Source organism: Vitiosangium sp. GDMCC 1.1324 (genome assembly GCF_003044305.1).
Classification (GTDB): domain Bacteria; phylum Myxococcota; class Myxococcia; order Myxococcales; family Myxococcaceae; genus Archangium.
Window position 1 is genome coordinate 43,120 of the sequence record NZ_PZOX01000034.1, and the last position, 24,983, is coordinate 68,102.

The 24,983-nt window shown below is 68.7% G+C and carries 22 protein-coding genes and 1 tRNA gene; 9 read left to right on the forward strand and 14 right to left on the reverse strand.

All coding sequences use genetic code 11. The features are described from left to right. Window positions 1-49: 49 nt before the first annotated feature. The 7 genes from DAT35_RS53490 (at window position 50) to DAT35_RS53520 (ending at window position 7,924) form a co-directional block, all read left to right on the forward strand. The gene (locus tag DAT35_RS53490; protein WP_108077220.1) at window positions 50-1,435 is read left to right on the forward strand and encodes a HAMP domain-containing sensor histidine kinase; all 1,386 of its coding nucleotides are present in this window, start codon (window positions 50-52) and stop codon (window positions 1,433-1,435) included. A gap of 921 nt (window positions 1,436-2,356) precedes the next feature. Beyond that, window positions 2,357-3,529, forward strand: a complete 1,173-nt coding sequence (locus DAT35_RS53495) for a hypothetical protein (protein WP_108077221.1) — start codon at window positions 2,357-2,359, stop codon at window positions 3,527-3,529. A 140-nt stretch (window positions 3,530-3,669) separates the two neighbouring features. Next, entirely contained in the window at window positions 3,670-4,440 is a 771-nt protein-coding gene (locus tag DAT35_RS53500; protein WP_146210253.1) for a hypothetical protein, read from the forward strand. Window positions 4,441-4,488: 48 nt separating this feature from the next. Further along, on the forward strand, window positions 4,489-5,640 hold the full coding sequence (locus DAT35_RS53505; protein WP_146210254.1) for a hypothetical protein: 1,152 nt from the start codon (window positions 4,489-4,491) through the stop codon (window positions 5,638-5,640). Continuing rightward, on the forward strand, window positions 5,637-6,356 hold the full coding sequence (locus DAT35_RS53510) for a hypothetical protein (RefSeq protein WP_108077224.1): 720 nt from the start codon (window positions 5,637-5,639) through the stop codon (window positions 6,354-6,356). The genes DAT35_RS53505 and DAT35_RS53510 overlap by 4 nt, the downstream gene beginning before the upstream one ends. After that, window positions 6,353-6,685 (forward strand): hypothetical protein, encoded by a 333-nt coding sequence (locus tag DAT35_RS53515; RefSeq protein WP_108077225.1) that lies wholly within the window; start codon window positions 6,353-6,355, stop codon window positions 6,683-6,685. Before DAT35_RS53510 ends, DAT35_RS53515 begins: the two co-directional genes overlap by 4 nt. Window positions 6,686-6,937: 252 nt before the next feature. Then, window positions 6,938-7,924 (forward strand): hypothetical protein, encoded by a 987-nt coding sequence (locus DAT35_RS53520; RefSeq protein WP_108077226.1) that lies wholly within the window; start codon window positions 6,938-6,940, stop codon window positions 7,922-7,924. Between the two features lie 3 nt (window positions 7,925-7,927). On the opposite strand, the gene DAT35_RS53525 is transcribed toward DAT35_RS53520, so the two are convergent. From DAT35_RS53525 to DAT35_RS53570, 9 genes are all read right to left on the reverse strand, one after another. Then, on the reverse strand, window positions 7,928-9,019 hold the full coding sequence (locus DAT35_RS53525; protein ID WP_108077227.1) for a hypothetical protein: 1,092 nt from the start codon (window positions 9,017-9,019) through the stop codon (window positions 7,928-7,930). A 1-nt stretch (window position 9,020) separates the two neighbouring features. After that, on the reverse strand, window positions 9,021-9,893 hold the full coding sequence (locus DAT35_RS53530) for a PEGA domain-containing protein (RefSeq protein ID WP_108077228.1): 873 nt from the start codon (window positions 9,891-9,893) through the stop codon (window positions 9,021-9,023). A gap of 7 nt (window positions 9,894-9,900) precedes the next feature. Further along, on the reverse strand, window positions 9,901-11,340 hold the full coding sequence (locus DAT35_RS53535) for a serine/threonine-protein kinase (RefSeq protein WP_158502289.1): 1,440 nt from the start codon (window positions 11,338-11,340) through the stop codon (window positions 9,901-9,903). Window positions 11,341-11,383: 43 nt separating this feature from the next. Next, window positions 11,384-12,724, reverse strand: coding sequence for a sigma 54-interacting transcriptional regulator (locus DAT35_RS53540; protein WP_108077230.1), 1,341 nt, complete (start codon window positions 12,722-12,724; stop codon window positions 11,384-11,386). A gap of 65 nt (window positions 12,725-12,789) precedes the next feature. After that, entirely contained in the window at window positions 12,790-13,797 is a 1,008-nt protein-coding gene (locus DAT35_RS53545) for a serine/threonine-protein kinase (RefSeq protein ID WP_108077231.1), read from the reverse strand. Window positions 13,798-13,908: 111 nt separating this feature from the next. Continuing rightward, window positions 13,909-14,274, reverse strand: coding sequence for a DUF6184 family natural product biosynthesis lipoprotein (locus DAT35_RS53550; protein ID WP_108077232.1), 366 nt, complete (start codon window positions 14,272-14,274; stop codon window positions 13,909-13,911). Between the two features lie 172 nt (window positions 14,275-14,446). Further along, window positions 14,447-15,358, reverse strand: a complete 912-nt coding sequence (locus DAT35_RS53555; protein ID WP_108077233.1) for a MaoC family dehydratase — start codon at window positions 15,356-15,358, stop codon at window positions 14,447-14,449. A gap of 6 nt (window positions 15,359-15,364) precedes the next feature. After that, complete coding sequence (locus DAT35_RS53560; protein WP_108077234.1) at window positions 15,365-16,057, reverse strand: Coq4 family protein; 693 nt, start codon at window positions 16,055-16,057, stop codon at window positions 15,365-15,367. A gap of 842 nt (window positions 16,058-16,899) precedes the next feature. Then, window positions 16,900-16,975, reverse strand: a tRNA-Thr gene (locus DAT35_RS53570). A gap of 300 nt (window positions 16,976-17,275) precedes the next feature. On the opposite strand from DAT35_RS53570, the gene DAT35_RS53575 reads away from it, so the two are divergent. After that, window positions 17,276-18,826: a Glu/Leu/Phe/Val dehydrogenase gene (locus DAT35_RS53575; RefSeq protein WP_108077235.1), complete on the forward strand. Its 1,551-nt coding sequence runs from the start codon at window positions 17,276-17,278 to the stop codon at window positions 18,824-18,826. 87 nt (window positions 18,827-18,913) lie between these two features. Here the strand turns inward: DAT35_RS53575 and DAT35_RS53580 are convergent, their stop codons facing one another. Then, window positions 18,914-19,279, reverse strand: coding sequence for a PilZ domain-containing protein (locus DAT35_RS53580; protein ID WP_108077236.1), 366 nt, complete (start codon window positions 19,277-19,279; stop codon window positions 18,914-18,916). A 178-nt stretch (window positions 19,280-19,457) separates the two neighbouring features. Here DAT35_RS53580 and DAT35_RS53585 point away from each other — a divergent pair, with 178 nt between their 5' ends. Continuing rightward, window positions 19,458-20,120, forward strand: coding sequence for a DUF6066 family protein (locus tag DAT35_RS53585; RefSeq protein WP_199243281.1), 663 nt, complete (start codon window positions 19,458-19,460; stop codon window positions 20,118-20,120). A gap of 9 nt (window positions 20,121-20,129) precedes the next feature. Here the strand turns inward: DAT35_RS53585 and DAT35_RS53590 are convergent, their stop codons facing one another. From DAT35_RS53590 to ftsH, 4 genes are all read right to left on the reverse strand, one after another. Continuing rightward, window positions 20,130-21,575, reverse strand: coding sequence for a trypsin-like peptidase domain-containing protein (locus DAT35_RS53590; protein WP_108077237.1), 1,446 nt, complete (start codon window positions 21,573-21,575; stop codon window positions 20,130-20,132). Between the two features lie 139 nt (window positions 21,576-21,714). Then, complete coding sequence (locus DAT35_RS53595) at window positions 21,715-22,341, reverse strand: nucleotide exchange factor GrpE (RefSeq protein ID WP_108077238.1); 627 nt, start codon at window positions 22,339-22,341, stop codon at window positions 21,715-21,717. 50 nt (window positions 22,342-22,391) lie between these two features. Next, on the reverse strand, window positions 22,392-22,637 hold the full coding sequence (locus DAT35_RS53600) for a hypothetical protein (protein ID WP_108077288.1): 246 nt from the start codon (window positions 22,635-22,637) through the stop codon (window positions 22,392-22,394). 105 nt (window positions 22,638-22,742) lie between these two features. Continuing rightward, window positions 22,743-24,803 (reverse strand): ATP-dependent zinc metalloprotease FtsH, encoded by a 2,061-nt coding sequence (ftsH, locus tag DAT35_RS53605; protein WP_304466092.1) that lies wholly within the window; start codon window positions 24,801-24,803, stop codon window positions 22,743-22,745. Between the last annotated feature and the right edge of the window lie 180 nt (window positions 24,804-24,983).

Consider the following 24,983-nt stretch of genomic DNA (forward strand, 5'->3'; position numbering starts at 1 on the left):
GGCCAGCCAGTACCGGTATGGTGACGGCTCTCACCCGGGGGTCGTCCTCATGCGGCTACGGAGCCTCTTCCTCATCGGCGCGGGTCTGCTGGCACTCCTGAGTCTTGGGTCCGCGGCGGGCTTGTTCTGGATGAGCACCCAGTTCCAGTCGCGGACCACGGACCTGAGCGAATCCATTGAAAGGGTGCACTCCGCCGAGCAGCTGGCACACGCGCTCTTCCTGCTCCAGGTGGTCCAGGAGTTCGCGAGCATCCATGCCTCGGACAAGGGGCCCCCCATCAGCATAGACGAGGCGCACCGCCGGGTATCGGAGCAGCTGCAGCAGGTCGGGCAGTACGCGAACACCGCCCAGGAACAGGCGCTGATCGCGAATGCCCGCAACAAGGTCGAGACATACCTTCGCGCTCCAGCCCGGGAACGGCTGCCCACGCTGAGGGGGGCCGTCGAGGCGACCGCGGCCGTGTCCGCCTCGAACATCGAGAGGGCCCGTGCCGTCCGCGATGAGGCGACACGGGTGAGCGACGCGGCAATGCTCATCGGAGGACTCCTCGCGATAGGCATCGTGACGGGTGCCGCGCTGGTCCTCGCCGTCACCCGCACGCGCCTCTATCTGCCGCTCCTGTCGATTCGCCAGGCGCTGGCTGCCTTCAAGTCCGGACAACGGGAGTCGAGGGTGGCGCAGGTGGGACCCCTCGAGCTGCGCGAGGTGGCCGCCGAGTTCAACGACATGGCGGACACCCTGGTCAGTCAGGACACGCGGCATCTCCAATTCCTGGCGGGAGTTGCCCACGATCTGCGCACCCCGCTCAATGCCCTCAAGCTGTCGGCTCAAATCCTCCTTCGGGCACCGGCGCCGCCGCCACCCGAGAAGGTCCGGGAGTCACTGGTCCGGATCTCCGCGCAGCTCGATCGGCTCGATCGCATGGTGGGAGACCTCCTGGAGCAGACCCGGATCGAGGCTGGCAATCTCGAGCTCCGCCTGGAGGACACCGATCTGCGCGTGCTCGTAACGGATGTGGTCGAGCTCCACCGGCCCTCGAGCCAGCAGCACCAGCTCGAGCTCTCCGTGCCCGACAGGCCCGTTCCGGTGCACGGGGATCCGACGCGCCTAACCCAGGTGCTCACCAACCTCCTGAGCAATGCCATCAAATACTCACCCCGGGGAGGCCGCGTGCGGGTGCTGCTCGAGCAAGCCCAGGACGAGGTCATGATCTCCGTCTCCGACGAGGGCGTGGGCATCCCTCCCGACGAGTACGAGCGCATCTTCGAGCCCTTCAGACGGAGCAAGGGCTCGAGCGCGGAGATCCCCGGCATCGGACTGGGACTCTCCGTCTCCCGCCGCATCGTGCGCGCCCACGGCGGAAACATCGAGGTGGTGAGCCAGGAAGGAGTCGGCTCGATCTTCCGGGTCCGGCTGCCGCTCAAGCACTCATAGGGGGCTCAGCGGGGGCTCAGCGCGTGACTGCCAGGCCCGCGAAATCGTCAGATAAAGACCCAAGAGCGCGACTCATGTCACGGAAGGCTGGATTCAAGCCTATCATCTCTCGGGAAAACGAGATTTTGTTTCTATAAAAATCTTATAGGCGAATCTCTGGTTACGCGGATTTTACTGGCAGTCACAATCCGTGCACAGTAGGGTGCAAGCATCCAAGCGAAGCAGGTACGCCTTGGAGCAAGAGGGGGTTCCATCACGTCGTCATCCAGGCTGGCTCGCGCTGGCGTCCATCCGCGCGAGTGACGGTGCACGTTTGTCTTTTGGTGACCAGGATGCAAGCGACGGGTTTGCGCGCTCATGAGCTCCCTCAAGTGAGAGCGGAGCCGAAGCCGCAAGAGACGAGCCCTCCGCCTGAGGCAACGACGAGGGCGGAGCCGAAGACGGAGCGCATGCCACGAGTGGACTGAAACCGGGCCGCTGCGCAGGAGCTTCGCGCTGGAGGGTCCCCATCCATCTCATGCGTCGCAAGTGATTGCGGAAATCCCCTATGGCCAGACCAAGGGGTGGGAATAGAGATTCCCTCTCAGGAAATGAGGTCTGCCCTTGATGGAAAAGTTTCCCTATATGTCTGATTATTTCCGAATCAACTTGCAGGCTCAACGTTTGTCCGTATCATGCGCAGTCATCCAGGGGCGACTTGTGTCCCGTGGATAAAAGGGGGGGTCCCCATCATCACACGACCTGACTGAGCCGGTCCCCCGGGGCCGGTGCCGGGACAGGTGTGCGCTCCGGACGCGAGCGGCTGCCCGGAACCGGGTGGTCGCTCGGGGCTGGACGGGTCCGTCCGCGCTGCACGCGGAGGGGCAGGAGATGGGTCTGCCCTTGCGGTACATGACCCGATGTCACGATGAGGTGAAGTGAATGAAGCTGACTCTGAGGAATGTCTATCTGTCCATGATGGCCGCTGGTTCGCTGGCGGCTGGCGCCGCCGGGGCGTATCCCATCAGCCCGAGCAAGGTCCCGGTCAACATCATCCAGGACCCCAAAATCAACAGCACGTTCGCGCTCGCGTATGACCATGCCAATTCCAACATCGTCTACTACGCGCCCAAGGGCGGGCGTACGGCGACGATGAACGGCATGCCGCTGATTGGCTTTGCCCTGCTCGGCAACGGCGAGGGCCTCCTGAACGCGCAGATGGAGTACGGCGTCTTCGGCTCCAACAAGACGGCGCTGTTCAATGCCATCACCGCCGCTGGCAAGACGCCCGTCCAGTGGCCGTTCCGCAAGACGAAGATCGTCCCCATGACGCCGGGCATCAACCCGGAGACGGGCGAGGAGTTCTGCGAGACCTTCGAGGACCCGGTCACGGGCGAAACCGTCGAGGAGTGCTCCGGGAAGATCTACCGGGAGATCGAGTACTCGCAGAAGGGCCCCACGCTCGGTGAGAACATCGCCATGACGGGCCTGCTGTCGAAGAACGGCGCCATGGTGACGCAGGTCATGCTCCGCCAGGGCAACGCCCTCCAGCTCAACGTGGAGGCGGAGTACCTCGAGGCGGGCACGGCCTTCACCGCCACCGTCACGGTGAAGTACCAGAAGCTGTTCCAGAACTTCCACGCGTACGCCGGCGCCAAGGGCTTCCTGTGGAAGGCGGAGCTGGAGACGTTCTGGCGCCGCGAGGGCCTGTGCGTGGGCCGCCCGCCCACCGACTGTGGCATCTGGGTGGAGTACAAGGACCAGTTCGGCAACGTCGTCACCACGCCGACCATCGACCCGGACAACGCGGCGCAGCAGACCCAGGTCTACCAGGCGGTGGAGCGCTTCGTGCAGAGCATCTCCGAGCAGATGCTGGCCCCCATGAGCCCCAACCTGGACCCGGTGAAGACGGGCACGCCGTCCTACGGCTTCCGGCTCGACGCCAAGTTCGAGAGCCAGCAGAAGTCCGTCAACTTCACCCGCCAGTTCACCAGCCCCAACGGCGTCAACGTCGCGTACACCGCCTTCCCGGTGTCCGTGGGCTGCGTGCTGCTGTCGACCGCGGGTGACATCAGCCGCAACCTGAACGGCGACTGCGCGCTGTACTGGCAGTGATGGCCGTTCGTTGAGAGGCTTTGCCCGGGAGTGGTGCCAGAGCCGTCTCCGGCCGCTCCCGGGTCGTTGTTCTCCCGCTGCTTTCGCTGTCCATCCTTCCGAGGCAAACAATGACTTTCTGGGGTGCAGTGGTATTGGTCATGACGGTCAGCACGGCGCAGGCCGCCGTGCCCGCCAAGCGCATCATCACCACGGATGACGCGGTCTATTTCGAACCCTCCGACCCGAGCCAGTCCGACATCATCTGGGTCTATCCGAAGACGAAGACGACGCTGAAGCGCTACGAGCTGGACCCGAGCTACCTCCAGGCGGATCGCGTTCTGCGGGACGTGACGCTGCCGGCGAACCCCGGGGAGATTCACCCGAGCTGGGAGGGCAAGCAGGCCCTGTTCTACCAGACCGTCTCCCAGAACGAGTGCGTGCTCAACCGCACGACCGCCATGCGCTTCGTGCAGCAATTTGTGACCGCCAAGGGCATCACCATCCACGGCACGAAGCGCACCCCCATCTGTACCTTCACCTTCCAGCTCCGCAACGAGACGCCGGCCATGGTCGCGGAGCTGGAGGCCGCCGCCGCCGCTGGCACCCTGATCACCCACGTCTTCGGCCTGGACTTCAGCGTCGCCGCCCTGGCGCCCATTCCCTGGAACAGCGTCCATGCCGGGCTGGTCGCCGGAGGCGTGAGCGCGGGCAGCCCCCGCAGCTCGGAGCTGGCCGCGTTCGAGCTGGGCCTGGTGGACGCGGTGGTGCCGGTGGCCAGGCTGTCCGCGGAGGCTCGCCGCTCCTTCCTGAATGCCGCGCTCCAGACGCTGTTCGGCTGGGACCAGGTCGCCCCGGAGGTGCAACTCGTGGCCACCGCGCCCGCGGGGCAGTACGACTTCCCCGGCCAGACGCAGAACGTCCCCCTCTAGCCGCCCACGGGCCACCACTCCTCCCATCGAGCCAGAGAGAGACACTCCATGCACTCCCACACCCTTTCGAGAAACACCTTGCTCGCCGCGCGCCTGGTCCTGCTTTCCGGAGTCCTCCTGGCAATGGGGGCCTCCGCGCAGGCGCGCCTCGAGGCGACCACGCCCCTCCATGACGCGCTGGGCAAGGTCGTCGGATTCAACACCAATGAGCCGGGGACGTACTTCCTGATTCCCGGCGCCTACCTGAAGGCGGACCGCGATACGCCGCCGCCCGCCTACCTGACGAGCGCGGGGCTCGGGCCGGACGGCAAGCCCCTGTACGATCTGCGCGTCGTCTTCGCGCCCAACTATGCCCACGCAGCCGCCACGGTGGTGGGGCTGCGCACGGCGAATCCGAACGCGCTCTTCTTCCCGCTGCCCATGTTCATCGACGAGGTGCGGCTGTTCCTGCCGGCCGCGCTGGGCTCGGTCGTGGCGCAGATGACGCCCGATGACGGGCTGAGCACGCCCTATGCGCTCTACTACCGGCTGCGGCTGACCGAGGCCCAGGTGGCCATCTTCCGGACCCTGTCGCGCAGTGGCCTGACGCTCCAGGGCATCGTCGGGACGAACTACGCGCTGCCGGGCGGGACGCAGTACTCCAGCGTCCCCATCACCCTGCTGCTGCCGGAGAGCACCTTCACCTCCACGCTGCCGCCCTACACACCGCAGCCGGAGCAGTGGCTGAAGGACCTGCTGGAGCAGACGCAGCTCTACGTGGAGGGCCCGCTCGATGGCCGTTACTCGCTGGGCGGCGGCTTCTACGTCACCTTCCGCGACTCCGTCGTCCAGGGCTCGCTGCGCTCCGGCGCCTTCAACGTGGTGCCGGTGGGGCCAGGCGTGCTGGGCGTAGTGGCGAAGACCACGCCCAACATGGACGGCACGGTGCGTGTGTACGTGCAGGAGCTGGGGCTGCCCATCGTCATGACCTACCAGGCGACGTTCGAGGCGCAGCTCGACCTGTTCATGATGGAAATCACGCTCACGCGCTTCGACATCAACGGCGTGCAGGTCAACGGCACCACGTCGCCCTTCTACACGCGGCTGCTGGCGGATCTGATGCAACAGCCGGGCGTCAAGGCGGAGCTGGCCGCGGCGCTGACGACAGAGCTCCAGAACCGCATCCTCGCCCACACCCTGTTCGGCGTGGAGATGCCATGAAGAGGCACGCGGCGCGCTGGCTGGTGGGAGGGCTCGTCGGTGGGCTGGTCGTGCTGGGCGCCTTCGCCGGGATGCGCTGGCGGAGCCCTGGTGCGCCTCCTCCCGTGGGCGCGGGGACCGAGGTGAGTGAAGCGCCCAGCTCCAGCGAGGACCTCGACAGCGCGCTGCGCGAGGCCGCGCTGGCCCGGTTCAAGAACGGGTCGGTGGGGCTGCGGCTGAACGACGGGACCCGCATCGCCCCGCGCGACGCGGATCACGATGCCTCCATCAAGGTCAGCCTCTTCAAGAAGCTCCTGGCCCAGGAGCGCGCGCGCAAGGACCCCGCCTTCCCGCGCGTGGCCGAGGAGTCGCTGCGACGCAAGCGGCCCGCCGAGGTCATCGTGGAGTGGAGCGATGACGTCACCGGCAGCCAGTGGATTCGCCTCACCGTTGCGGACACGGTGGGGTGTGGCCTGGGGCCTGAGCTCACGCAAACCATTGCACCCGGTGGGCTTTCCATACATCCGTGCTTGCTGACTGGAAGCTTGAAGGGACGCTGGACGGATACCCATCCTTCCCTCGCTGTGGAATTGCGTCCCCTCGACGGGGTCGGACGGGAATGGGAGCGATTGCTGGGCGAGGAGATGAAAGAGCTTGCGGCGCTTGACTTCCTCCGTGAGCAGGGCCACAGAGTGGCCGCCATGCCAGGGGCCGGACGGATGGAGTCAGCGGAATGATGAGGTTCGCGCGCAAGGGCTGGGTGGTGGTCGTGCTGTGTCTGGGAATGGCAGGTGCCGGCTGTCCGAATGGACCGGGCCCCGGGCCTGGCGAGCCCGACTCGGGCACGAATCCGCCGGACAAGAAGGTCCATCCCCAGGCGGCGCGCACGCTGTCGTGTGGGGGCATGGACCTGCGCATTCCGGACCTGGACGCGTCGATGACGCTCGCGTGGGCCTCCTTTCTGGTGGCCCAGCAGAACCAGGCGGCGTTCGCTCCGCTGGGAGGCGAGGCGCGGCGGACGATGTTCGACACGTGCATCCTCCCCGCCATCGTCGGGGAGAAGTAGTCCAGCGCCGTGGGCCGGTACGCCCTCTCACCAAGGGGGTCTCCGAGTCTGTGTCGTTCATGAGAACCGGCGCGGTGCACCTCATGCCGCGCCTGGCCGGTAGGGTGTGTTGGCTGCGGCCTATAGGCCCGGCGCTCCCTGTTGTCTCGAGCCTACAACCCCCGCACCGCCGCCTCGTCGTTTCGCGGGTTTGGCGTTGGTCCGCCCCTTGCTCATGGGGAGCGCGAGATCCCCAAACACGAGGAAACTCTCATGAAGAAGATGTTCGGCGCGCTGGCTTCCCTCACCCTCGCCGCGTGCGGCCCCCAGATCGAAACGGTGTCCTTCAAGGACGGCATGCCCTCCCAGGAGATGGCGAAGCTGGACGTGCCCTCGAAGACCTCGCAGCGCATCGACGACGGCGTCGCCACCGTGCGGGAGCAGCTCTATGGCGACCTGTCCGGCACCTGGCTCGTGACCGGCGGCACGGTGCTCTTCGTCAACGGCGTCACCCTGTGGACGCTCGGCTCGCTCAACTTCGTGGCGGGCTTTGATCCAACCTCCGACGACGGCACCACCGCCGTGTGGGGTCCGCACAACAACGACTGGGAGGGCACTACCTGGAAGCTGACGGCCGTGCGCACCGCTCCCAACGCCTTCAAGTACACCCTGGAGGCCAAGCCCAGGGGCAGCGCCGACAGCCAGTACGCCGCCATCATCACCGGTTCGCACACGGTGGCGGTGGATGAGAACGGCAAGGCCATCAAAGGCTATGGCGAGGGGCGCTTCGACATCGACTACGACAAGGCTGCCCGCCTCCCCCACCAGGACAGCAAGCGGGGCCGCATCAGCTTCCACTATGCCCGCCCCAACCCCACGGCCGCCGTCACCGTGGACGTGGACCTGAAGGAGTTCGTCAACGACGCCGCCGTGCCCAACACGGCCGCCTACCGCTATAGCCAGGTCCCCGGGGGCGAGGGCTCCTTCGAGTTCGCCGCCGACTCCAACATCCACTGGTTCGATCTGACCAAGGTGGCCCTGGAGCGCTGGAGCATCAAGAGCCGCTGGACGTCCACGGGCGCGGGCCGCGCGGATGTGCGCGCCACCGGGGGCGATCTCGCCAGCCCCGTCACGATGAACGAGTGCTGGGACGCGAACCTCCGCTCCACCTTCCTGGACGGCAGCGTGCCCTCGCAGGTGAAGTGGGGCATCGAGTCCGAGGGCTGCGCCTTCATCGGCGCGTCCTACTCCACGCGCTGAGGCTCACCGGCACCAGGTGGTGATGCAGGCATTGCTGTGGCAGGCCCCCGTGGGGCCGCAGTCCGCGTCCGTCAGGCAGGTCCCTCCGGGGGCGACGTACGACTGGCAGACGAGCTGGAGGTAGGCCCCGAAGGCGCACCGGCTTCCGAGGCAGAGAGCCAGTTCCTTCGTCCCATCCGGGTCGTAACAGGTCTGTCCGAGCTCCCTCCAGGGACGGCAGCGCGAGGTGGCGGCCTCGCAGTAGAGGAGGCCGCCACACTCGGAGGCCCCCGGAGTGCAGGGCTCGTCCAGGCCCCGGGCCGGGCGGCACTCGCGCGGGGAGTCCGAGCCCGCTTCCACGTTCAGCTTCACGCAGGCATGGCCGGGCTCGCACTCGTCGGCGCTCTTGCACGCGCCGGACGCCTTGCGCGCGACGCACCGGTTGTCCACGCACGCGGCGTTGGCCTCCGGCGCGCAGCGGACTCCCCATGCGCAGGACTCGCCCAGGTTCGCATCCGCACGGCACACGTTGAGCGAGCAGGTGGAGCCGGGCTGGCACGGGACGCTGCCGTCACACCCGCTCCCCGCGGGCACGTAGCGCTTGCACACGCCCGTGCAGCCGGCACTCGTGTCGCACCAGCCACCCTGGCAGTCCAGGTTGTTGCCACACGGGTTGCCTTCCGCCGCCTGGGGCACCAGGGCCTCGCAGCGCGCCAGCAGGTTGCCCTCGCTGAAGTCGTCGAGCGTCATCGCGCCGCAGGGCAGGTCGCGCAGCTGGCGGACGCAGGCGCCGAACCGTTCCGGGATGAAGGCCTGCCGGCCCGCCTGGACGCTCGCCACCACCGAGGCGCACACCGAATCCATGTCCGCCAGCCGCTGGTAGCTCTCCGATGTCATCCCGCCGTAGCACTGGTCCGCGCGCCGGGCGAGCGTCTCCATCGCCATGCTGCAGGACTCGAGCAGGTGCTCTCCGGAGCGGGCCCCCGCCACGCAACGTCCCTCGGAAGTGCAGCGCTGGGCGCTCGGGCACTGCAGGTCGTCCTGGCACGGCGCGCCCGTGACCTGCACGCTGCAGCCCGCCAGGGTCATCATCATCACCACCAGCCATGCGCGCACGTCAGAAGCTCCCCTCGATGAAGAACAGGGCCGTGCCCGCCAGCAGGGCTACGCCCGCGGTACCGGTGAGGATGTTGGAGGCCCGCGCCCGCTCCAGGGCTGAGTCGTGCAGTTGCTGCGCCTCGGCGCGCTCGTGCGGCCGGGCCAGCAGCTCCCGCGAGTCGGAGCGCGCCAGCAGCCCGAGCGTCACCGCCCCCGCCGCCGCCACCCCCGCCGCGCCCGCGGCCACCCACGTCCAGACGCGCCGCCGCGGTTGTTCCGGGCGGTTCTCGACCGTCACGCCGCTCTCCGGCAGGGGCGTGAGCATCAACTGGAGCGCGAGAGGCTCGCCCGGCCGCAGCTCCACGTCGCGCCGCAACGGCTGGTAGCCTTCGCGCGTCACCTCGAGCCGGTGCGGGCCCACCTCCAACGAGTCGCGCCAGGGCGTCACCCCGCGCGCCTCGCCATCCACCTGGACTCGCGCCCCCGCGGGCTCGCTGGAGACGGTCACCTGGGGATGGTGCTCCTCTTCGTCGCGCTTCTCCAGCCGGGCGATGAGTGATTCGACGAGCGGCCGATCCTCCGCGTTGGGCACCGTGCGCAGGTAGTCGCGGTAGTAGCCGATGGCCCGTTGGAGCTCGCCGAGCTTCTCGTAGCACTGGCCCAGGTTGTAGAGCACCACGCCGTTGGCGCGCGCCTGGTAGGCGGCCTCGAAGGCGGCGGCGGCCTCGGCGTAGCGGCCCTCCTGGTAGAGCGAGGTGCCGCGCTCGAAGTGTCTGCGGGCGGTGGCACGGGCGGCCCCGGGCTCGGCGGCGCTTGCCCCCGTTCCTCCCAGGGCGAGCAGCAGCGCGATGAGGAACGCCGGGAAGGACATGCGGCGGTGGCGGGTGGTCATCGTCGGTTCAGAAGGGGTTGGGCTTGAGATCCTGGACCTTGTCCTGGGCCTTGCCAGTCCGGGGCTTGTCGGGCCGCGTGCGCGGCGGCGGTGGCTTCTTCAGCGTGACTTCCAGCCTGTGGCCCTCGGGCAGGCGCTCGAGCTCCTCGGGGACATGGCCCTCCAACGTGAGGCGCAGGGGGCCGGAGTCTCCGTCCGGGCGCTCCAGCTCCAGGGGGGTGACTCCGAGCACCTGCCCGCCCAGCGTCACCGTGGCGCCCTCAGGCCGCGAGGCGATGGACAGGCGTGGACGGGCCGGGGCCGGCACCGGCGAGGAGACAGCGGGAGGCTCCACGGCCGGGCCGCGAGAGGTGACCGCCCACAGCCCCACGCCGCCGAGGAGCAGAAGCGCACCCACGCCTGCCACGAGGAGCCCGCCGCGCCCGCCACGGTGGACTGGCTCCAGGTTCCGGGTGGACACCACGGTGGGCTCGAGGGGCGCGGCCACGACCAGCGGAGCGGGCGGTGCGGCGGGCGGAAACACGGGCACGCGGCCCGGGACGAGGGCTTCCAGCGCGGCGCGGAACGTCTCCAGAGTGGGGCGAGCGGCCGGGTCCTTGGCGAGCGCGCTCAGCACCAGCGCGTCCAGCTCCGGCGGCAGGCCGAGGTCGGGGCGGCGCCGGCTGGGGGGTTCGGCAGTGGCCTCCAGGTGCTGCAACATCGTGGCGAAGGTGTTGTCCCCGCGGAAGGGCAGCGAGCCGGTGCAGACCTCATAGGTGAGCACACCCACCGCGTACACATCCGCCCGGGCATCCACCGCCCCACCCGCCGCCTGCTCCGGGGCCATGTAGTTGGCGGTGCCGAGGATGGCGCCCGCCTCGGTGAGCCCGCCACCCGTCTGCCCCTGCATCACCTTGGAGATGCCGAAGTCCACCACCTTGACGAAGTCCGCATGGCTCGGGCGCTGCAGGAGCATCACGTTCTGCGGCTTCACGTCCCGGTGGACGATGCCCCGCGCGTGCGCCGCCTCGAGCGCCCGGCACACCTGCGTCAGGATCGGCACAGCGCGCCCCAGCGGGAGGAAGCGCTCGCGCAGCAGCAGCGCCCCGAGGCTCTCTCCCTCCAGCAATTCCATGACGTAGAAGAGCTCACCGGTGGGGGTGCGGCCCAGGTCCGTCACGTTGACGATGTGCTCGTGGCCGATCTGGCTGGCGGCGATGGCCTCCTGCTCGAAGCGGCGGGCGAAGGTGGAGTCTCTCGACAGCTCCCCGCGCAGCAGCTTCACCGCCACGCTCTTGCGCAGGCCCAGGTGCTCGGCGAGGTACACCACGCCCATGCCTCCCGTGCCGAGCGGGGACAGCAACCGGTAGCGGCCCTCCAGCACGGCGGGCAGCAGCGTCGCGCCGTCACGGGGGCAGAACGAGACGTCCTCGGCGTACTCGCTCTGGCACGTCGGGCAGCGCGGCATGGGAGCTGGGTTCATGGCAAGGGGGATGGAGAGGTCATGGACGTCAGCGCACTGCGTGCTTACGCAGCAGCTTGATGACGTGGGCCCGGTCCACCTCGGCCTCACGCGCCATCTGGCTCACGTTGCCGCCCGAGGCCGCCAGGCGCTGGCGCAGATACGTCTCCTCGAAGTGGGCGAGCCATGCCTCCTTGGCCTCCTTGTACGGCAGCTCCACGCGCACGGTGGGGACCCCGGGCGGCGCCGCCGGGGCGCTGGCCGCCTGGAGGAACGAGGCATCCAACGCGCCGGAGAGGGCCACGCTGCGCTCGACGAAGTTGCGCAGCTCGCGCACGTTGCCGCGCCAGGGCAAGGTGGAGAGCTGGTGCAGCGTCTCGGGGCTGGGGGCGGTGAAGGGCCGAGGAGGCAGACCGAGCGAGCGGAACGTCTCCGTCCACAGGTGCTCCAGCAGGTGCGGCAGATCCTCCAGGTGCGCGCGCAGCGGTGGCACGCGCACCATGCCCACGGCGAGCCGGAAGTACAGGTCCTCGCGGAACTGCCCGCGGTTGACGGCCTCGCGCAGGTCGCGGTGCGTGGCGGCCACGAAGCGCACGTCCACGCTCCGGTACCCATCCGCGCCCACGCGCTTGACCTGCCGGCGCTCCAGCGCGCGCAGCAGCTTGGGCTGCACGGCCAGGGGCAGCTCGCCCAGCTCGTCCAGGAAGAGGGTGCCCCCGCTGGCGGCCTCGAAGGCGCCCCGGCGCTCGTGGGTGGCCCCGGTGAAGGCACCCTTCTCGTGGCCGAACAGCTCGCTCTCCACCAGCTCGGCGGGGATGGAGCCGCAGTCCACCACCACGAAGGGGCCCGAGGCCCGCGGGCTGGCCTGGTGGAGCGCCTCGGCCACCAGCTCCTTGCCGGTGCCACTCTCGCCCTCGACGAGCACCGTGGCGTCCGTGGCGGCCAGGCGCGCCAGCTGGGCGAACAGGGCCCGCATCACCGCGCTCTCGCCCACCAGCTTGCCGAAGCGGGGCTCGGGGTGCAGGGGCAACACGTCCCGCGTGGCCACCAGGGAGAAGCGCACCGTGGTGCCGCCGAAGGTCAGCGTGGAGCCGTCCGCGACATAGGCGTCCTGCACGCGCACGTGGTCCACTCGCGTGCCGTTGGTGCTGCCCAGGTCCTTCACCCGGTAGCCGCCGCGCTCGCGCACCAGCTCGGCGTGGAAGCGCGACACGGTGGTATCGGTGAGCACCAGATCATTGCCCGGGGCCGTGCCGAGGGTGAGCTTCTCGGCGGAGCTGCTCACCGTGGTGCCCGCATCCGGGCCGGCTGACACCTCGAGGTTCACCCTCCGGACGGAGAGCCCGCTGGCCGATTCTTGCGAGGGGATGAGCTCGGTACGCCCTGACATACCCGCCGTGCATAGCACCTTCCGTCCGGGCGGGCACGGGGCGAGGAAGCACGGGTACGCCTGTGTCACGCCTCCTCCTCCCCCTGGCCTTCGAGCAGGGCAGCGGAGAAGGGGCTCGCGACTCTCTTCCCGGGCCCGGAGGACCCCGGGGTACGCCCGGCGGCGAGCGTCTCCGCCACCAGCCCGGCCACGTGCCAGGGCTGCTCCGCCCCGGAGCCGGTATCCACGTCCAGCAGGGCGCGCGCCATGTCTCCCGCGGAGGCGAAGCGCTCGGAGGGGTGTGGGCGCAGGGCGCGCTGGAGGACGCCCGCAAGGGCCGGCCCGGCCCGTTGCAGCAGGTGCTCGGCGGGCTCCAGGCGCGCGTCCCGCACGGCGAGCAGCAATTGCGCGTCCGTGGCCGCGGCGAAGGGGCTGCGACCCACCACCGCCTCGTAGAGGAGCACCCCGAGTGAGAAGAGATCGGTCCTCGCGTCCAGGGGGCCGCCGCGCAGCTGTTCGGGGGACATGTAGCGCAACGTGCCGCGCGTGCTGCCGGGCCCGGTGCGCGAGGGCGTGCGCAGCCCCTTGGCGATGCCGAAGTCGCCCAGCTTCACGTCACCGGTGTGCCCCAGCAGCACGTTCGCGGGGCTCACGTCCCGGTGGACGAGCCCCAGCCACTCGCCCTGGGTGTCGCGCAGGCCGTGCACATGCTCGAGCGCGCGCAGCAGGCACAAGCCCAGGTGCCGCACGAGCGAGGGCGCCAGCGGTCCTCGCGCGGCGAGCGCCCGAGCCAGGTCCACCCCCTCCACGTACTCCAGCACCAGGTAGGGCGCACCCGCCTCCAGCCCGAAGTCCAGCACCGAGACGACGTGTGCATGGCCGAAGGCGGCCATCAGCCGCGCCTCCTGGGCGAACATCTGCCGGTAGGCGTCCTGTCCGGCCAGTTCCGGCAGCAGGCGTTTGACGACCACTGGCTTTTCGAAGCCCTCGGGCCCGGGAAGGACGCCGAGGAACACCTCCGCCATCCCTCCGCGCGCCAGGCGGGACACCAGCCGGTAGCGGCCCACCGTGCCTGCCTCTGCTCCCTGCGTCATGGCGCCAATATAGCGGGCTCCCCACCCCTCCCGCTCCGGCCACTGGACCTGATGCGGAGGCGGCGCGGAGGGGCGGAGAGGAGCGGCCCGTCGAGTCGCTCCACCGGGCGCTCAGTCCTGAGCGTCCTGACAGACCGAGTTCGCGCCACAGACGAGGATCGCGGTGTTGAGGAAGTCCGTCGTGCTCGAGCACGAGGTGGAGCGGATGCGCTCCAGGCACGTGTCGAGCCCTTTCTCGTTGATGGCGGGGCAGTTATCCGCCGTCCACGCGGCCTGGAAGAAATCGCGAACCTTCACCTCACACTCGCTCCGGTCCTGGAACTGCTTGCCCTCGCCGGAGCCGATTTCCTCACACCCGTCGTAGTAGTCGCAGGCAGAGTCGGTGGCCTTGTCTTGCGCATCGACGCGGGAGGTCGGGCCACATGCGGGGAGAAGGAGAAGCAGGGACAGCAGGGAGAGGGAGGAAGAGATGCGCATGGGGGTGACTCACAAAAAGGGTGAGAGGTGTGCACGACGACGTGCTCCCCATGAGCAAGGGGCGGACCAACGCCAAACCCGCGAAACGACGAGGCGGCGGAGTGGGGGTTGTAGGCTCGAGCCAACAGGGGGCGCCGGGCTTGTAGGCCGCGGCCAACACCCTACCCGCCCTTCAGTGGTCGGACTCTGCCCCGGGCGCCAGTTGGCCCATGACGTGCGGCTGGCCGTCCTCGGACTTCACCCGGTAGGAGACTGCGCCGTCCCGCGCGGCCGCCGTCTGGAACACCACGCGAGAGGGCAGCAGGAGCGGACGGCGGAACGTCGAGGAGAGGGTGAGGACAGGTGACTCCGCCGCCTCGCCCAACTCCGCCACGCAGCGGCCCACGGTCCACATGCCGTGCGCGATGGCGCGTGGGAAGCCGAAGGGGCGTGCCGTGAGGGCGTACAGGTGGATGGGGTTGTAATCCCCGGAGGCACGCGCGTAGCGCCGGCCGGTGTCCTCGGGCACCGCCCAGTCCACGAGGCGGCTGTTCGCGAAGAGCACATCCTCCTCCGAGGCGGAGGCCGTGGAGCCCGCGGGCCGGTCCTCGCGCGAGCGCTCACCAGTACCGGGCAGGCGGCGCAGCATGGTGGTGACGGCGCTCCACACGAGTACCCCACCCTCCTCCACGCGGGTGTGCAGGTCCAGCTCGCGCCCCTGCCGCACCTCGCGCTGTCCCTCCACCCACGCGTGAACGGAGAGCACGGCCCCATCCGCCAGCCGGCGGTACTGACGGATGAGGTTGCGCACGTGGATCATCCCCAGCAGCCGGTAGGGGAACTCGGGGCGATTGAGCAGTGCGAGGTGGAGCGGCGCGGCGAGCACCTGGGGAAAGGTCAGCGGCAGGTGCCCTGCCCTCTGGAAACCGCACACCTCGCGGTAGAGCGCGAGCTGCCTCGGGTCCGGAGAGACCTGACGCACGCGCACCTCGAGCCGAGGTACTTCGCCGGGGCGCGCGGGGCGGCGGGCCACGGCGGCGCGCAGCAGCTCCGTGGGGAGTGACGGGAGCCCGGCGAGTTCGAGGACAGGTGGCGAGAGGGGCATGGGGGGTCAGTTTATCCGCTCGGCGGGGGCGCACAGCCGCGCGCGCAGCGTGGCCACGGGAGTCTCCCAGTGGTGCTCGAACCAGAAGCCCAGGAACTGCTGGGACGCGCGACCACGACGGTACGCGGCCCACACCCGCCGCAGGTACTCGGATCGCCCGACGCCGGACTGCGGAACCTTGAGGAGCTCGAGCGTGCCGTTCAGCAGGACGAGCGCCGTGGTCCAGAGCCTCAGGTTGCCCAGGACATACGCCTGCAATTCCATCTCGCCCACCACGTCCGTGCCGTAGCCCGTCAGCACGTGCAACAGATCATGCGTCTCGCGGTAGCGCTTGGAGATGAAGTCGACGTCGTTCTTGAGTTCGAGCGTCGTCTCGAAGGGCGAGATCTTGTTGTCGTGGTAGTAGCGCACGAACTCATGGCCGAGCGTTCCCTCGGGCAGGCGTTCCAACGCGGCCAGGTCCAATTCCTTGCCCTGTAGGGAAGGACGCTCGGACAGCATGCGGCGCCCCTCCTCGCTGCGCTTGAGCTGCTGGGCGAGCGACGCGTAGAGGTTGCCGTTCAAGCTCAAGTTGAACAACTGGCCATAGGTGGGATTCGTTGGGTCATGCTTGAGCGCCTCCAGGCACTGGCGCGCCACGCGCAGGCGGGTGAACAGGGGGGCGTTGTCGGGCAGGGTCTGGGTTTGGGAATTGATCATAGGGATTGACTCACACGATGGATGATGAGGTTGACACCAAGATGCTCAGGCGATGATCGCGTCTAGAGCTTGGTCGATCGGCGGTGGGTTCGATGTCGTCATGGCACGCCCCACGATCGTTTCCGAAGTAAACTATATGGAATGCCAAATATTCAACCAACCGGGGCCTCGAGATCACGCCTGGACATAGGCGCATAGGATTCACCTCCCCACACGGAGTAGTGAAGTGGCTCGGCAGCGCGCATGACTCCACGCCCAGCAGCACGGCCCCCCTGCCCTCCTCGGTGACGAGGGACCTGGGCAGGCTCATCCCCGATACCCCCATGGAAAAGAGGCCAGCCTTCACGCTCCCGCGCACCTGCTCGTGCTCGGCGACTTCATCCGCCACACGGTCCAGCAGCAGCAAGGGCCAGCCCTTCGACATGTCCTTCACGGCTGCGTCCACCGGGCAAGCCCACAGCATTCACGGAGAGCGCCAGGGCGAGGTCGCGCTTGTCCTCGCCATCCAGGCCTGGCCCGTCCTTGAACAACTCCAGGCAGTCGCACGGCGTGCCTTGCCGCTCGCAGAAGCTGCACTGCCCCGAATCGGGTGATGAGCACCCAAGCGCCAAACCAGGGGCACCGCCGCACGCCTGCCAGGCGAGGACCAGCGAGACTGGACACGCCGCACATCCCCAACGCTCCGCGTGGGCTCAAGCCCAATACCCGAATTACACGGAACCACGGATACACCCGTCAAACCACAGCGCGGGCATCCAAGAGGAGGAGGCAGGGGGTTGCTTCGGTCCGCGGTCGCCCGGAAAGACAACGGGCCGCCAGGCTTTCACCTGGCGGCCCGTTCTTGGAGCCGACACCCAGATTTGAACTGGGGACCTACTGATTACGAATCAGTTGCTCTACCGACTGAGCTATGTCGGCACAACGACGACGGTTTTTCCCGTCACCGAAAGTGGGCGCGAAGTAACACGCGGTTCCAACCAGGGCAAGTACTTCTTTCATCCGCCCTGCCCACCCTCCTTCCGCGCCCCCGTCCAGCCTCGGCCAGCAACCAGGCGTGCACCCGGTGTGAATGACACGCCGCGTCGGCTAACCACTTGAAACAACTAAAAGTTTAGACTGCTACAAGGCCCTCCGGCGGTTGACCCATAGAGGCGGCTATGCACATAAGGGCCCCGCCTAACCCAACGATCGCCTTTACCCCAAGGAGCGATTCTTCACATGGCCAGCGAAGAGAATTTCATGCGCGCCCCGGCCCCGACGCCCAAGCGCACCATCTACACGGAGGCGATGGAGATCTTCCATCGCGCCGCCGACCTCATCGGTCTGGACAAGCGCGTACGTCTGGAGCTCGAGGAGCCCGACTACGAGCACATCTTCTACGTCACCGCGAAGCTGAAGGACCGCCTCGTGCCGCTTGCTCCCGAACAAGCGCGCGATTTCGCGGACCTGCAGGTCACCCAGGTGCGCAACCCCGAGGGCCTCGAGCGCCTGGCCGACGGGAAGATCATCCTCAACGGCCGCGCCCTCCTGGGCTCGGACGTGTCCATCCGCCGCGGCCACCTGCGCCTGCCGGACGGCAACGTGTACCAGCTCGTCCCCGGTGAGTCCCAGCGCTTCAAGGCCTACCGCGTCCAGCACAACCAGGCCCGCGGCCCCTACAAGGGCGGCATCCGCTATCACCGCGAAGTCTCCCTGGACCTCTTCAAAGCGCTCGCCGCGGAGATGACCTGGAAGACCGCCATCTCCGAGGTCCCCTTCGGCGGTGGCAAGGGCGGCATCCAGATCGACCCCCGCGCCTACGGCAAGGAGGAGCTGGAGAACATCACCCTGCGCTTCATGTACCGGCTCAAGAGCCTGATCGGCCCCAACATCGACATCCCCGCACCCGACGTGGGGACGAACGGTGACATCATGGCCCTCATGTACCGCCAGTACTCGGACGGTGAGCGCGAGCGGCACAACCTGCGCGGTATCGTCACCGGCAAGGACGTGCGCATCGGCGGCTCCGAGGGCCGTGCGGCCGCCACCGGCCAGGGCGTGGCCTTCTGCATCGAGGACTACTACGCGGAGAAGGGTGAGACCCTCAAGGGCAAGACCTTCATCCTCCAGGGCTTCGGCAACGTGGGCAGCCACGGCGCCGCCATCCTCCAGAAGATGGGCGCCCGCCTGCTCGCGGTGAACGACGCCGACGGCACCATCTTCAACGGTGACGGCATCGACGTGCCCGCCCTGCTGGCCTACGTCAATGATCCGAAAAACCTCCGCAGGAGCGTGCTCGGCTTCCCCGGCGCCCAGCGGATTGAGAAGAAGGACTTCTGGGAGGTGCCGGCGGACATCTGCTTCCCCGCCGCCCTGGGCGGAGAGATCACCGCCGACGTGGCCGAGCGCCTCAAGGTGAAGCTGATCGCCGAGGGCGCCAACGGCCCCACCACCCCCGAGGCCGACCGCGTCCTGCAGAAGCGCGGCATCGACATGATCCCCGACATCATCGCCAACGCCGGCGGCGTGACGGTGAGCTACTACGAGTGGATCCAGAACAAGCGCATGGAGCGCTGGAGCGAGGCCGAGGTCAACCAGCGCCTCGAGCACGCGATGAAGCGCAACTACCGCATCATCCGCGACATCTCGCGCAACCAGCCGCGCCGCTCGGACACGCACGACAGCCGTCCGTTCGCCATGGGCAAGGAAGTGGATCCTCGCTGCGCCGCGATGATCCTCGCGCTCAAGCGCATCGAGGCCCACTACCTCCTCGAGGGCTTCTCCCAGTAGTCCTCGGGCCCTGAAAGCACCAAGGGCACGGTCGCTTCCCCGCGGCCGTGCCCTTTCTCGTTTCCACCGCCCTCCCCCAGGCGGCCTTCAGTGCATGACGCGCTCGCGCGCCACCAGCAGCAGCGGCTGGTCCTCCTGGACCTCGTAGGCGACGATCCGCAGGCCTACCCCGCGGCTGTTGCCCTCGCGCCCGTCCTTGCGCCCGTACGAGAGCGCCACCTGGTAGCGCACCTCGCACAGGCACGTCATCTCCGTGCCGTCCTCACCCGCGAACGTCACCTTCACCCGCTCGCCCAGCGCCATCTGCTCCCGCGTCTCCACGAACATGCCCTGGACGCTGATGTTGCGCCCGATGCCACGGCTGAGTCCGCCCTGTGTGGAAAGGTACACGGTGAAGACCTTGTCGAAACGCAGGTGGGAGCGCCGCTCTCGGACTTGAAGCTGTGGGGCCAACGAATGACTCCGGGGTAGGTGGAAGGTGACGAAGAAACTACATGGTGCGGACATGTAGTCAAAATCTCCACCAACCCATACCACCACGTACCGCTACGTACCCACATCCCGGGTGCCCGGAAGCCCCGGGGGTGGCACCATCTGCCTCCCTCTCTTTCCTCTCTGGAGTAGCCCCCGCGTGAGACGACTCTTCCTGGCCGCCCTGATGTTGCTGCCCGCGCTCGCCCTGGCGGACGTGGATCCGCGCTTCGCCCGACTGCGCGATCAGGCCGAGCCCCTCGGCAGCCTGCAGACGTTCCTGGAAAAATACATTGGCGAGTGCGCCGGCGTGTTCGTCAGCCCGTCCTGCCGCAGCGACTCCGAGGCATTCCGCGCGAAGTACGGGGGCAAGAAGCTCTACATGATCGTCGGCGAGGAGGCGGCGACCATGCTCAGCCCGGGCCCGTACCAGCCCGGCAGCGGCAACTACACCATCGAGGTGGTCCCCTACTTCCCCGGTGGCTCCTATGCCCTCACCCAGGGGACGCCCACGCAGACGGACTCTGCGGGCAACCCGCTGCTGCCGCTCATCCACATCACCGGCACCACCCCCGAGGGCTGGGCCGCCACGGACTTCCTGCGCCTCTTCAGCACGCACCAGATCCGAGCGCAGATCGTCTTCACGCCCCAGGGGATGTGGAGCCTGCCGCGCAAGCGGGGCGGGAAGGCGTCGGGCGTCGCGGCCCGCGTGGAGGCCATCCTCCTCACGCACGCGCGCACGGGCGAGGTGCTCGGCCTGTGGTTCGCCGAGGAGCCCGCAGGCGCCGCGAGCGGAGGCGGCAAGAAGACCCGGAAGAAGTAGCCCCGGGGCTCAGGGCTCCAGCGCGACGTACTGCTGTGCGTCGCCGCGCTGGACTCGCAGGAGCACCGACGCGCCCGCGCCCCGCTCCAACGCCCCCTTCACCGCCGCGATGTCCTTGACCTTGCGGCGGTTGACCTCCACCACCATGTCCCCCGTCCGCAGCCCCGCGCGAGCCGCCGCGCTGCGCGGCAGCACGCCCGACACCAGCACTCCCGTGTAGGGCTCCACGCCCAGGGGCGCCGCCACCTCGGGAGTGAGATCGCGCAGCACCAGGCCGAACTCCTCCAGGTTGCCGGGGCTGGACAGGGCCGCCAGCGCCTCCTGCGCCGGACGGGCGGCCAGCTTCACCACCACGTCCTGCGGGGCGCCGCCGCGCTGCAGCGTCAGCCTCGCCTCCGTCCCCGGAGCCAGCATCGCCACCTTGCGCAGCAGCTGCTGGTACGAGTCCACCTGCTTCCCATTCACCCCCACCACCTGGTCTCCCGGTCGGATGCCCGCCTGCGCCGCCGGGCTGTTGCGGTAGACCTCCTTCACCACCGCGGCGCGCGTGCCCACCTGCGGCTGCTCGTCGATCATCACGCCCAGCCAGCCTCGCTGGAGCTGGCCGTTCTTGCGCAGGTTGGGCAGCAGATCCTTCACCATGTTGATGGGCACCGCGAAGCCGATGCCCTGGCCCTCGCTGATGATGGCCGTGTTCACGCCCACCACCTCGCCACGCATGTTGAAGAGCGGCCCGCCCGAGTTGCCCGGGTTGATGAGCGCGTCCGTCTGGATGAAGTCGTCGAACGGCCCCACGCCAATCACCCGCTCCTTGGCGGAGATCATCCCGTGCGACACCGAGTGGTCCAACCCGAACGGGTTACCAATGGCCACCACCCAGTCGCCCACCTCCAGCCTGTCCGAGTCCCCCAGGTACACCGCCGGCAGCCCGCCCACGCCCTGGCCCAGCAGCCGCAGCAGCGCCACGTCCGTGGACTTGTCCCGGCCCACCACCTCGGCGCGGAACTCGCGCCCGTCCGACAGGCGCACGACGATCTCACTGGCCTCCACGTTCCCGCGCGCCACCACGTGGTTGTTCGTCACCACCAGCCCGTCTGGCGTGAGGATGAAGCCCGAGCCGCTCGCGGTGCGTGCCGCGCCCTCCAGAGGGCTCGTTCCCACCACGTTGATGTTCACCACGCCCGACTCCACCGCCCGGATGAGCGGCGCCAGAGAGGTGGGCGGCACGAAGCCCGGCAGCATCGGCTCCTTGGCGGCCCACTCCCGCCACAGCCCCATCGGGCCGCTGCGCACGCGGGTCGAGTCCTCGGCCCACTCCGCATGCTCGCGCGCACGGGCCTCGAGCCAGGGCGCGAGCGGTCCCTGCTGCGCTCCCGCCTGGGGAACGAGCACCAGGGAGAGCAGCGCCACCAGGGTGATCAGGGGATGAAAACGATGAGGGACGGCACGGGCCATGGCGATGGGCTCGAACAGCCACTCCCTCCGCCTATTTCCCGGGGCATCCGGTTCCACCTTCACACGGAGAAGGGGCGAGGGAGTGGACCCCCCACCCTATCTCCCTCCCCGCGAAAGAGGGAACCACTCTGAGCAGGACTCAGGCCTGCGCGGGGGCGACGTACTTGGCCACCTTCACCCGCGCCGGACGGATGATCCGGTCCTTCAGCCGGTAGCCCGCCCGGGCCTCGCCCACGACCTTCTGATCATCGTCGGGGTTGGTGGTGATCTCCATGTCCGTGGCCTCGGCCGTGTTGGGGTTGTACGGCAGGCCCACCACCTGGAGGCGCTCGATGCCGGTCTGCTGCAGCTTCGACAGCAGCCCGTCCCGGATCATCTTCACGCCCTGCGTCAGCGGCGACGACGCGTCTCCTCCGCCCATGGCCAGGGTGCGGTCCAGTTCGTCCACCGCCTCCAGCAGCAGGGTGGCCACGTTGCCGCGCTCCACGTCCATCATCCGCTCGCGCTCGCGCGTGAGGCGCTGCTTGAACTCCTCGCGGTCCCGCTCCAGCTCCTGGTAGGCGCGCGCCAACTGGTCCACCCGGCGCCGGGCGGCGCTCAGCTCGGACTCCAACCGCTCCTTCTCGGGATCCACCGCGGGCGCGGCCGCCTGGGGCGGCGCCTCCTGCTGCTGCTCGGGGGACGTCTCGGGCGCAGCGGTGACCGTAGCGGCCTCCGGGCCCTGATTCTCCTGGGACGGACCATCTGTCCGGGGATTGCCGTTCATGCCGCGAACGTAACCAGCCCCGGTGGTATGTCAACGTACGAACGACAGGGCTAGTGCTCGGCGGGAGCCGAGGGCTGCTCCGCCATGAAGCCGTGGTCCACCTGTCCGGTCACCTCGTCGATGATCTCCACCTGGGCGGCCCGGAGTGAGTAATACAGCAGCCAGCGCTCGGCCGCCGTGAGTGTCCCAGGGGGCAGGGCCCTTTCGATCTCCTGCACCGTGAGACGGCCTTCGCGCAGGCCCTTTGCGAAGAGTGCCTTGCGCGCCATGTAGCTTTTTCCAATCCGGTTCTCCACGACCGCTCCCTCCTTCCCGGCCAACATAATTTCGCCCTTTCGACACCGCAGAACATGCGGCAGGAAAGGGCGAAGGCAAGGCCAGGGAGCAGACGGCCGGGCGGCTCAGGCGTCCGGGAGCTTCCCGCCGGAGTGCTGGGCACCGGGCGGAGGCGGCTCCTCGCTGCCAGCCGGGTGCGCGGAGATGACCTGGCGGGCCTCGGGGTGCAGCAGCCCCCGCTCCGCGGTGGCCTTGGGCCCGAGCAGGGTGAGGATCTCGTTCTCCTCCACCACCTCGGTGGCGAGCAGCCGCGCGGCGAGCGCCTCCACCTTGTCCCGGTGGGTGGTGAGCACGTGGCGGGCCCGGTCGAGCGCCTCGGTGACCATCTTGCGGATCTCCTCGTCCACCATGCGCGCCGTCTGCTCCGAGTAGCTGCGGGACTCGGGCCCCATCGCCGAGCGCAGGAAGGCATGCTGATCCGCCCCCAGGGCCACCGGCCCCAGCGAGCTCATGCCGTAGTCGCGCACCATCAGCTTGGCGATCTCCGTGGCCTGCTTCAGGTCGTTGGAGGCCCCGGTGGACACCTCGCCGATGAAGATCTCCTCGGCGGCGCGCCCGCCCATCATCGAGGCCATCTTGTCGCGCAGCTCGTCGAAGGACATGAGGTAGCGGTCCTCGAGCGGCAGGGACATGGTGTAGCCCAGCGCGGCGATGCCCCGGGGGATGATGGACACCTTCGTCACCCGCTCCGCGTTGGGCAGCATCCAGCCCACCACCGCATGGCCCGCCTCGTGGTGCGCGACGATCTCCTTCTCGCGCTCGTTCATCCGGCGGTTCTTCTTCTCCAGGCCCGCCACCACCCGCTCGATGGCCTCCTCGAAGTCCGCCCGGGTGACGTTCTCGCGGTTGCGGCGCGCGGCCAGCAGGGCCGCCTCGTTCACCACGTTGGCCAGGTCCGCGCCCGCGAAGCCCGGTGTGCGCGCGGCAATGGACTTCAGGTCCACGTCCGGTCCCAGCTTCACGCCCCGGGAGTGAATCTCCAACACCCGCTCGCGGCCGCGCTTGTCCGGCCGATCCACCAGCACCTGCCGGTCGAAGCGGCCCGGGCGCATGAGCGCGCTGTCCAGGATTTCGGGGCGGTTGGTGGCCGCGAGGATGATGAGGCCGGCGCGGCTGTCGAAGCCGTCCATCTCCGCCAGGAGCTGGTTGAGCGTCTGCTCGCGCTCGTCATGGCCGCCAGCGATGCCCGCGTTGCGGCTCTTGCCGATGGCGTCCAGCTCGTCGATGAAGATGATGCACGGCGCCTTGGCGGTGGCCTGGGCGAACAGATCCCTCACGCGGGCCGCGCCCACGCCGACGAACATTTCCACGAACTCGGAGCCGGAGAGGCTGAAGAAGGGCACGCCCGCCTCACCCGCCACCGCGCGGGCCAGCAGCGTCTTGCCCGTGCCCGGAGGGCCCACCAGCAGCACGCCCTTGGGGATGCGGCCGCCCAACCGCCGGAACTTCTCCGGCGTCTTGAGGAACTCGACGATCTCCCGCAACTCATCCACGGCCTCGTCCACGCCGGCGACGTCCTTGAAGCCCACACCGGTGTCGGCCTCGGCCTGCACCTTGGCGCGCGTCTTCCCGAAGCTCATGACGCTCTGCGGGCCCTGGCCGATGCCTCCGGCCATCCGCCGCATCATGAAGCTCCAGAAGAGGAAGGCCAGGCCCAGGGGCACCAGCCACACCCACAACACATCCGTGAAGTTGGACTGGGGCACCGCCTCGTACTGGAGCCCCTTCTGCTCCAGCAGGGGCACCAGCTCGTTGTCACCCTGGACGCGGTAGGCCAGCCACGGCAGGGCACTGGGCTCGCTGCGCAGGGCTCCGGCCCCCTGGCTCGAGGAGTCCGAGGCGGGCGGCGTGGCACTCTCCTTGAGGAAGCCCTTCACCCAGTCCGGCGAGAGCTGCACCCGGGAGAACTTGTCCTCCTGGATGGCCTCGCGGAAGCGGCTGTAGCTCACCCGCTGAACGCCCGCGTCCTGGAAGACATTGCGGAAGAGCATGAAGCCCAGGACGATCAGGAGGATGTAGCCCAGCGGAGAACCGAACCGAAAGCCCTTGTTCGTGGGAGGCGAAGGTCTCTCCTGCTTCTTTCCGCGCGGGCTCATCCCGGGCGGCATCGTGTTCTGAGGCTTCATCGTCGACGCACTCCCCCTCCCCCATGCCACGCACCCCTGGTGGTACGCGGTACGACTGCCCTGCGGGCAAAAGATGTTCACACCCGCCCGCCGGTCAACCCGGCGTGCGAAGCACATCCAGGTATTTGGGGTAACGCCGGAACAGTGCTCGTCCATCCGGGCAGGAGCACTGCCCACCAA

Bases quoted from the DNA above. Each gene is read 5' to 3' on its own strand.
- DAT35_RS53490 (WP_108077220.1), top strand. From the start codon at position 50: ATGCGGCTACGGAGCCTCTTCCTCATCGGCGCGGGTCTGCTGGCACTC.
- DAT35_RS53495 (WP_108077221.1), top strand. From the start codon at position 2,357: ATGAAGCTGACTCTGAGGAATGTCTATCTGTCCATGATGGCCGCTGGT.
- DAT35_RS53500 (WP_146210253.1), top strand. From the start codon at position 3,670: ATGACGGTCAGCACGGCGCAGGCCGCCGTGCCCGCCAAGCGCATCATC.
- DAT35_RS53505 (WP_146210254.1), top strand. From the start codon at position 4,489: ATGCACTCCCACACCCTTTCGAGAAACACCTTGCTCGCCGCGCGCCTG.
- DAT35_RS53510 (WP_108077224.1), top strand. From the start codon at position 5,637: ATGAAGAGGCACGCGGCGCGCTGGCTGGTGGGAGGGCTCGTCGGTGGG.
- DAT35_RS53515 (WP_108077225.1), top strand. From the start codon at position 6,353: ATGATGAGGTTCGCGCGCAAGGGCTGGGTGGTGGTCGTGCTGTGTCTG.
- DAT35_RS53520 (WP_108077226.1), top strand. From the start codon at position 6,938: ATGAAGAAGATGTTCGGCGCGCTGGCTTCCCTCACCCTCGCCGCGTGC.
- DAT35_RS53530 (WP_108077228.1), bottom strand. From the start codon at position 9,893: ATGACCACCCGCCACCGCCGCATGTCCTTCCCGGCGTTCCTCATCGCG.
- DAT35_RS53535 (WP_158502289.1), bottom strand. From the start codon at position 11,340: ATGCCGCGCTGCCCGACGTGCCAGAGCGAGTACGCCGAGGACGTCTCG.
- DAT35_RS53540 (WP_108077230.1), bottom strand. From the start codon at position 12,724: ATGTCAGGGCGTACCGAGCTCATCCCCTCGCAAGAATCGGCCAGCGGG.
- DAT35_RS53545 (WP_108077231.1), bottom strand. From the start codon at position 13,797: ATGACGCAGGGAGCAGAGGCAGGCACGGTGGGCCGCTACCGGCTGGTG.
- DAT35_RS53550 (WP_108077232.1), bottom strand. From the start codon at position 14,274: ATGCGCATCTCTTCCTCCCTCTCCCTGCTGTCCCTGCTTCTCCTTCTC.
- DAT35_RS53555 (WP_108077233.1), bottom strand. From the start codon at position 15,358: ATGCCCCTCTCGCCACCTGTCCTCGAACTCGCCGGGCTCCCGTCACTC.
- DAT35_RS53560 (WP_108077234.1), bottom strand. From the start codon at position 16,057: ATGATCAATTCCCAAACCCAGACCCTGCCCGACAACGCCCCCCTGTTC.
- DAT35_RS53575 (WP_108077235.1), top strand. From the start codon at position 17,276: ATGGCCAGCGAAGAGAATTTCATGCGCGCCCCGGCCCCGACGCCCAAG.
- DAT35_RS53590 (WP_108077237.1), bottom strand. From the start codon at position 21,575: ATGGCCCGTGCCGTCCCTCATCGTTTTCATCCCCTGATCACCCTGGTG.
- DAT35_RS53595 (WP_108077238.1), bottom strand. From the start codon at position 22,341: ATGAACGGCAATCCCCGGACAGATGGTCCGTCCCAGGAGAATCAGGGC.
- ftsH (WP_304466092.1), bottom strand. From the start codon at position 24,803: ATGAAGCCTCAGAACACGATGCCGCCCGGGATGAGCCCGCGCGGAAAG.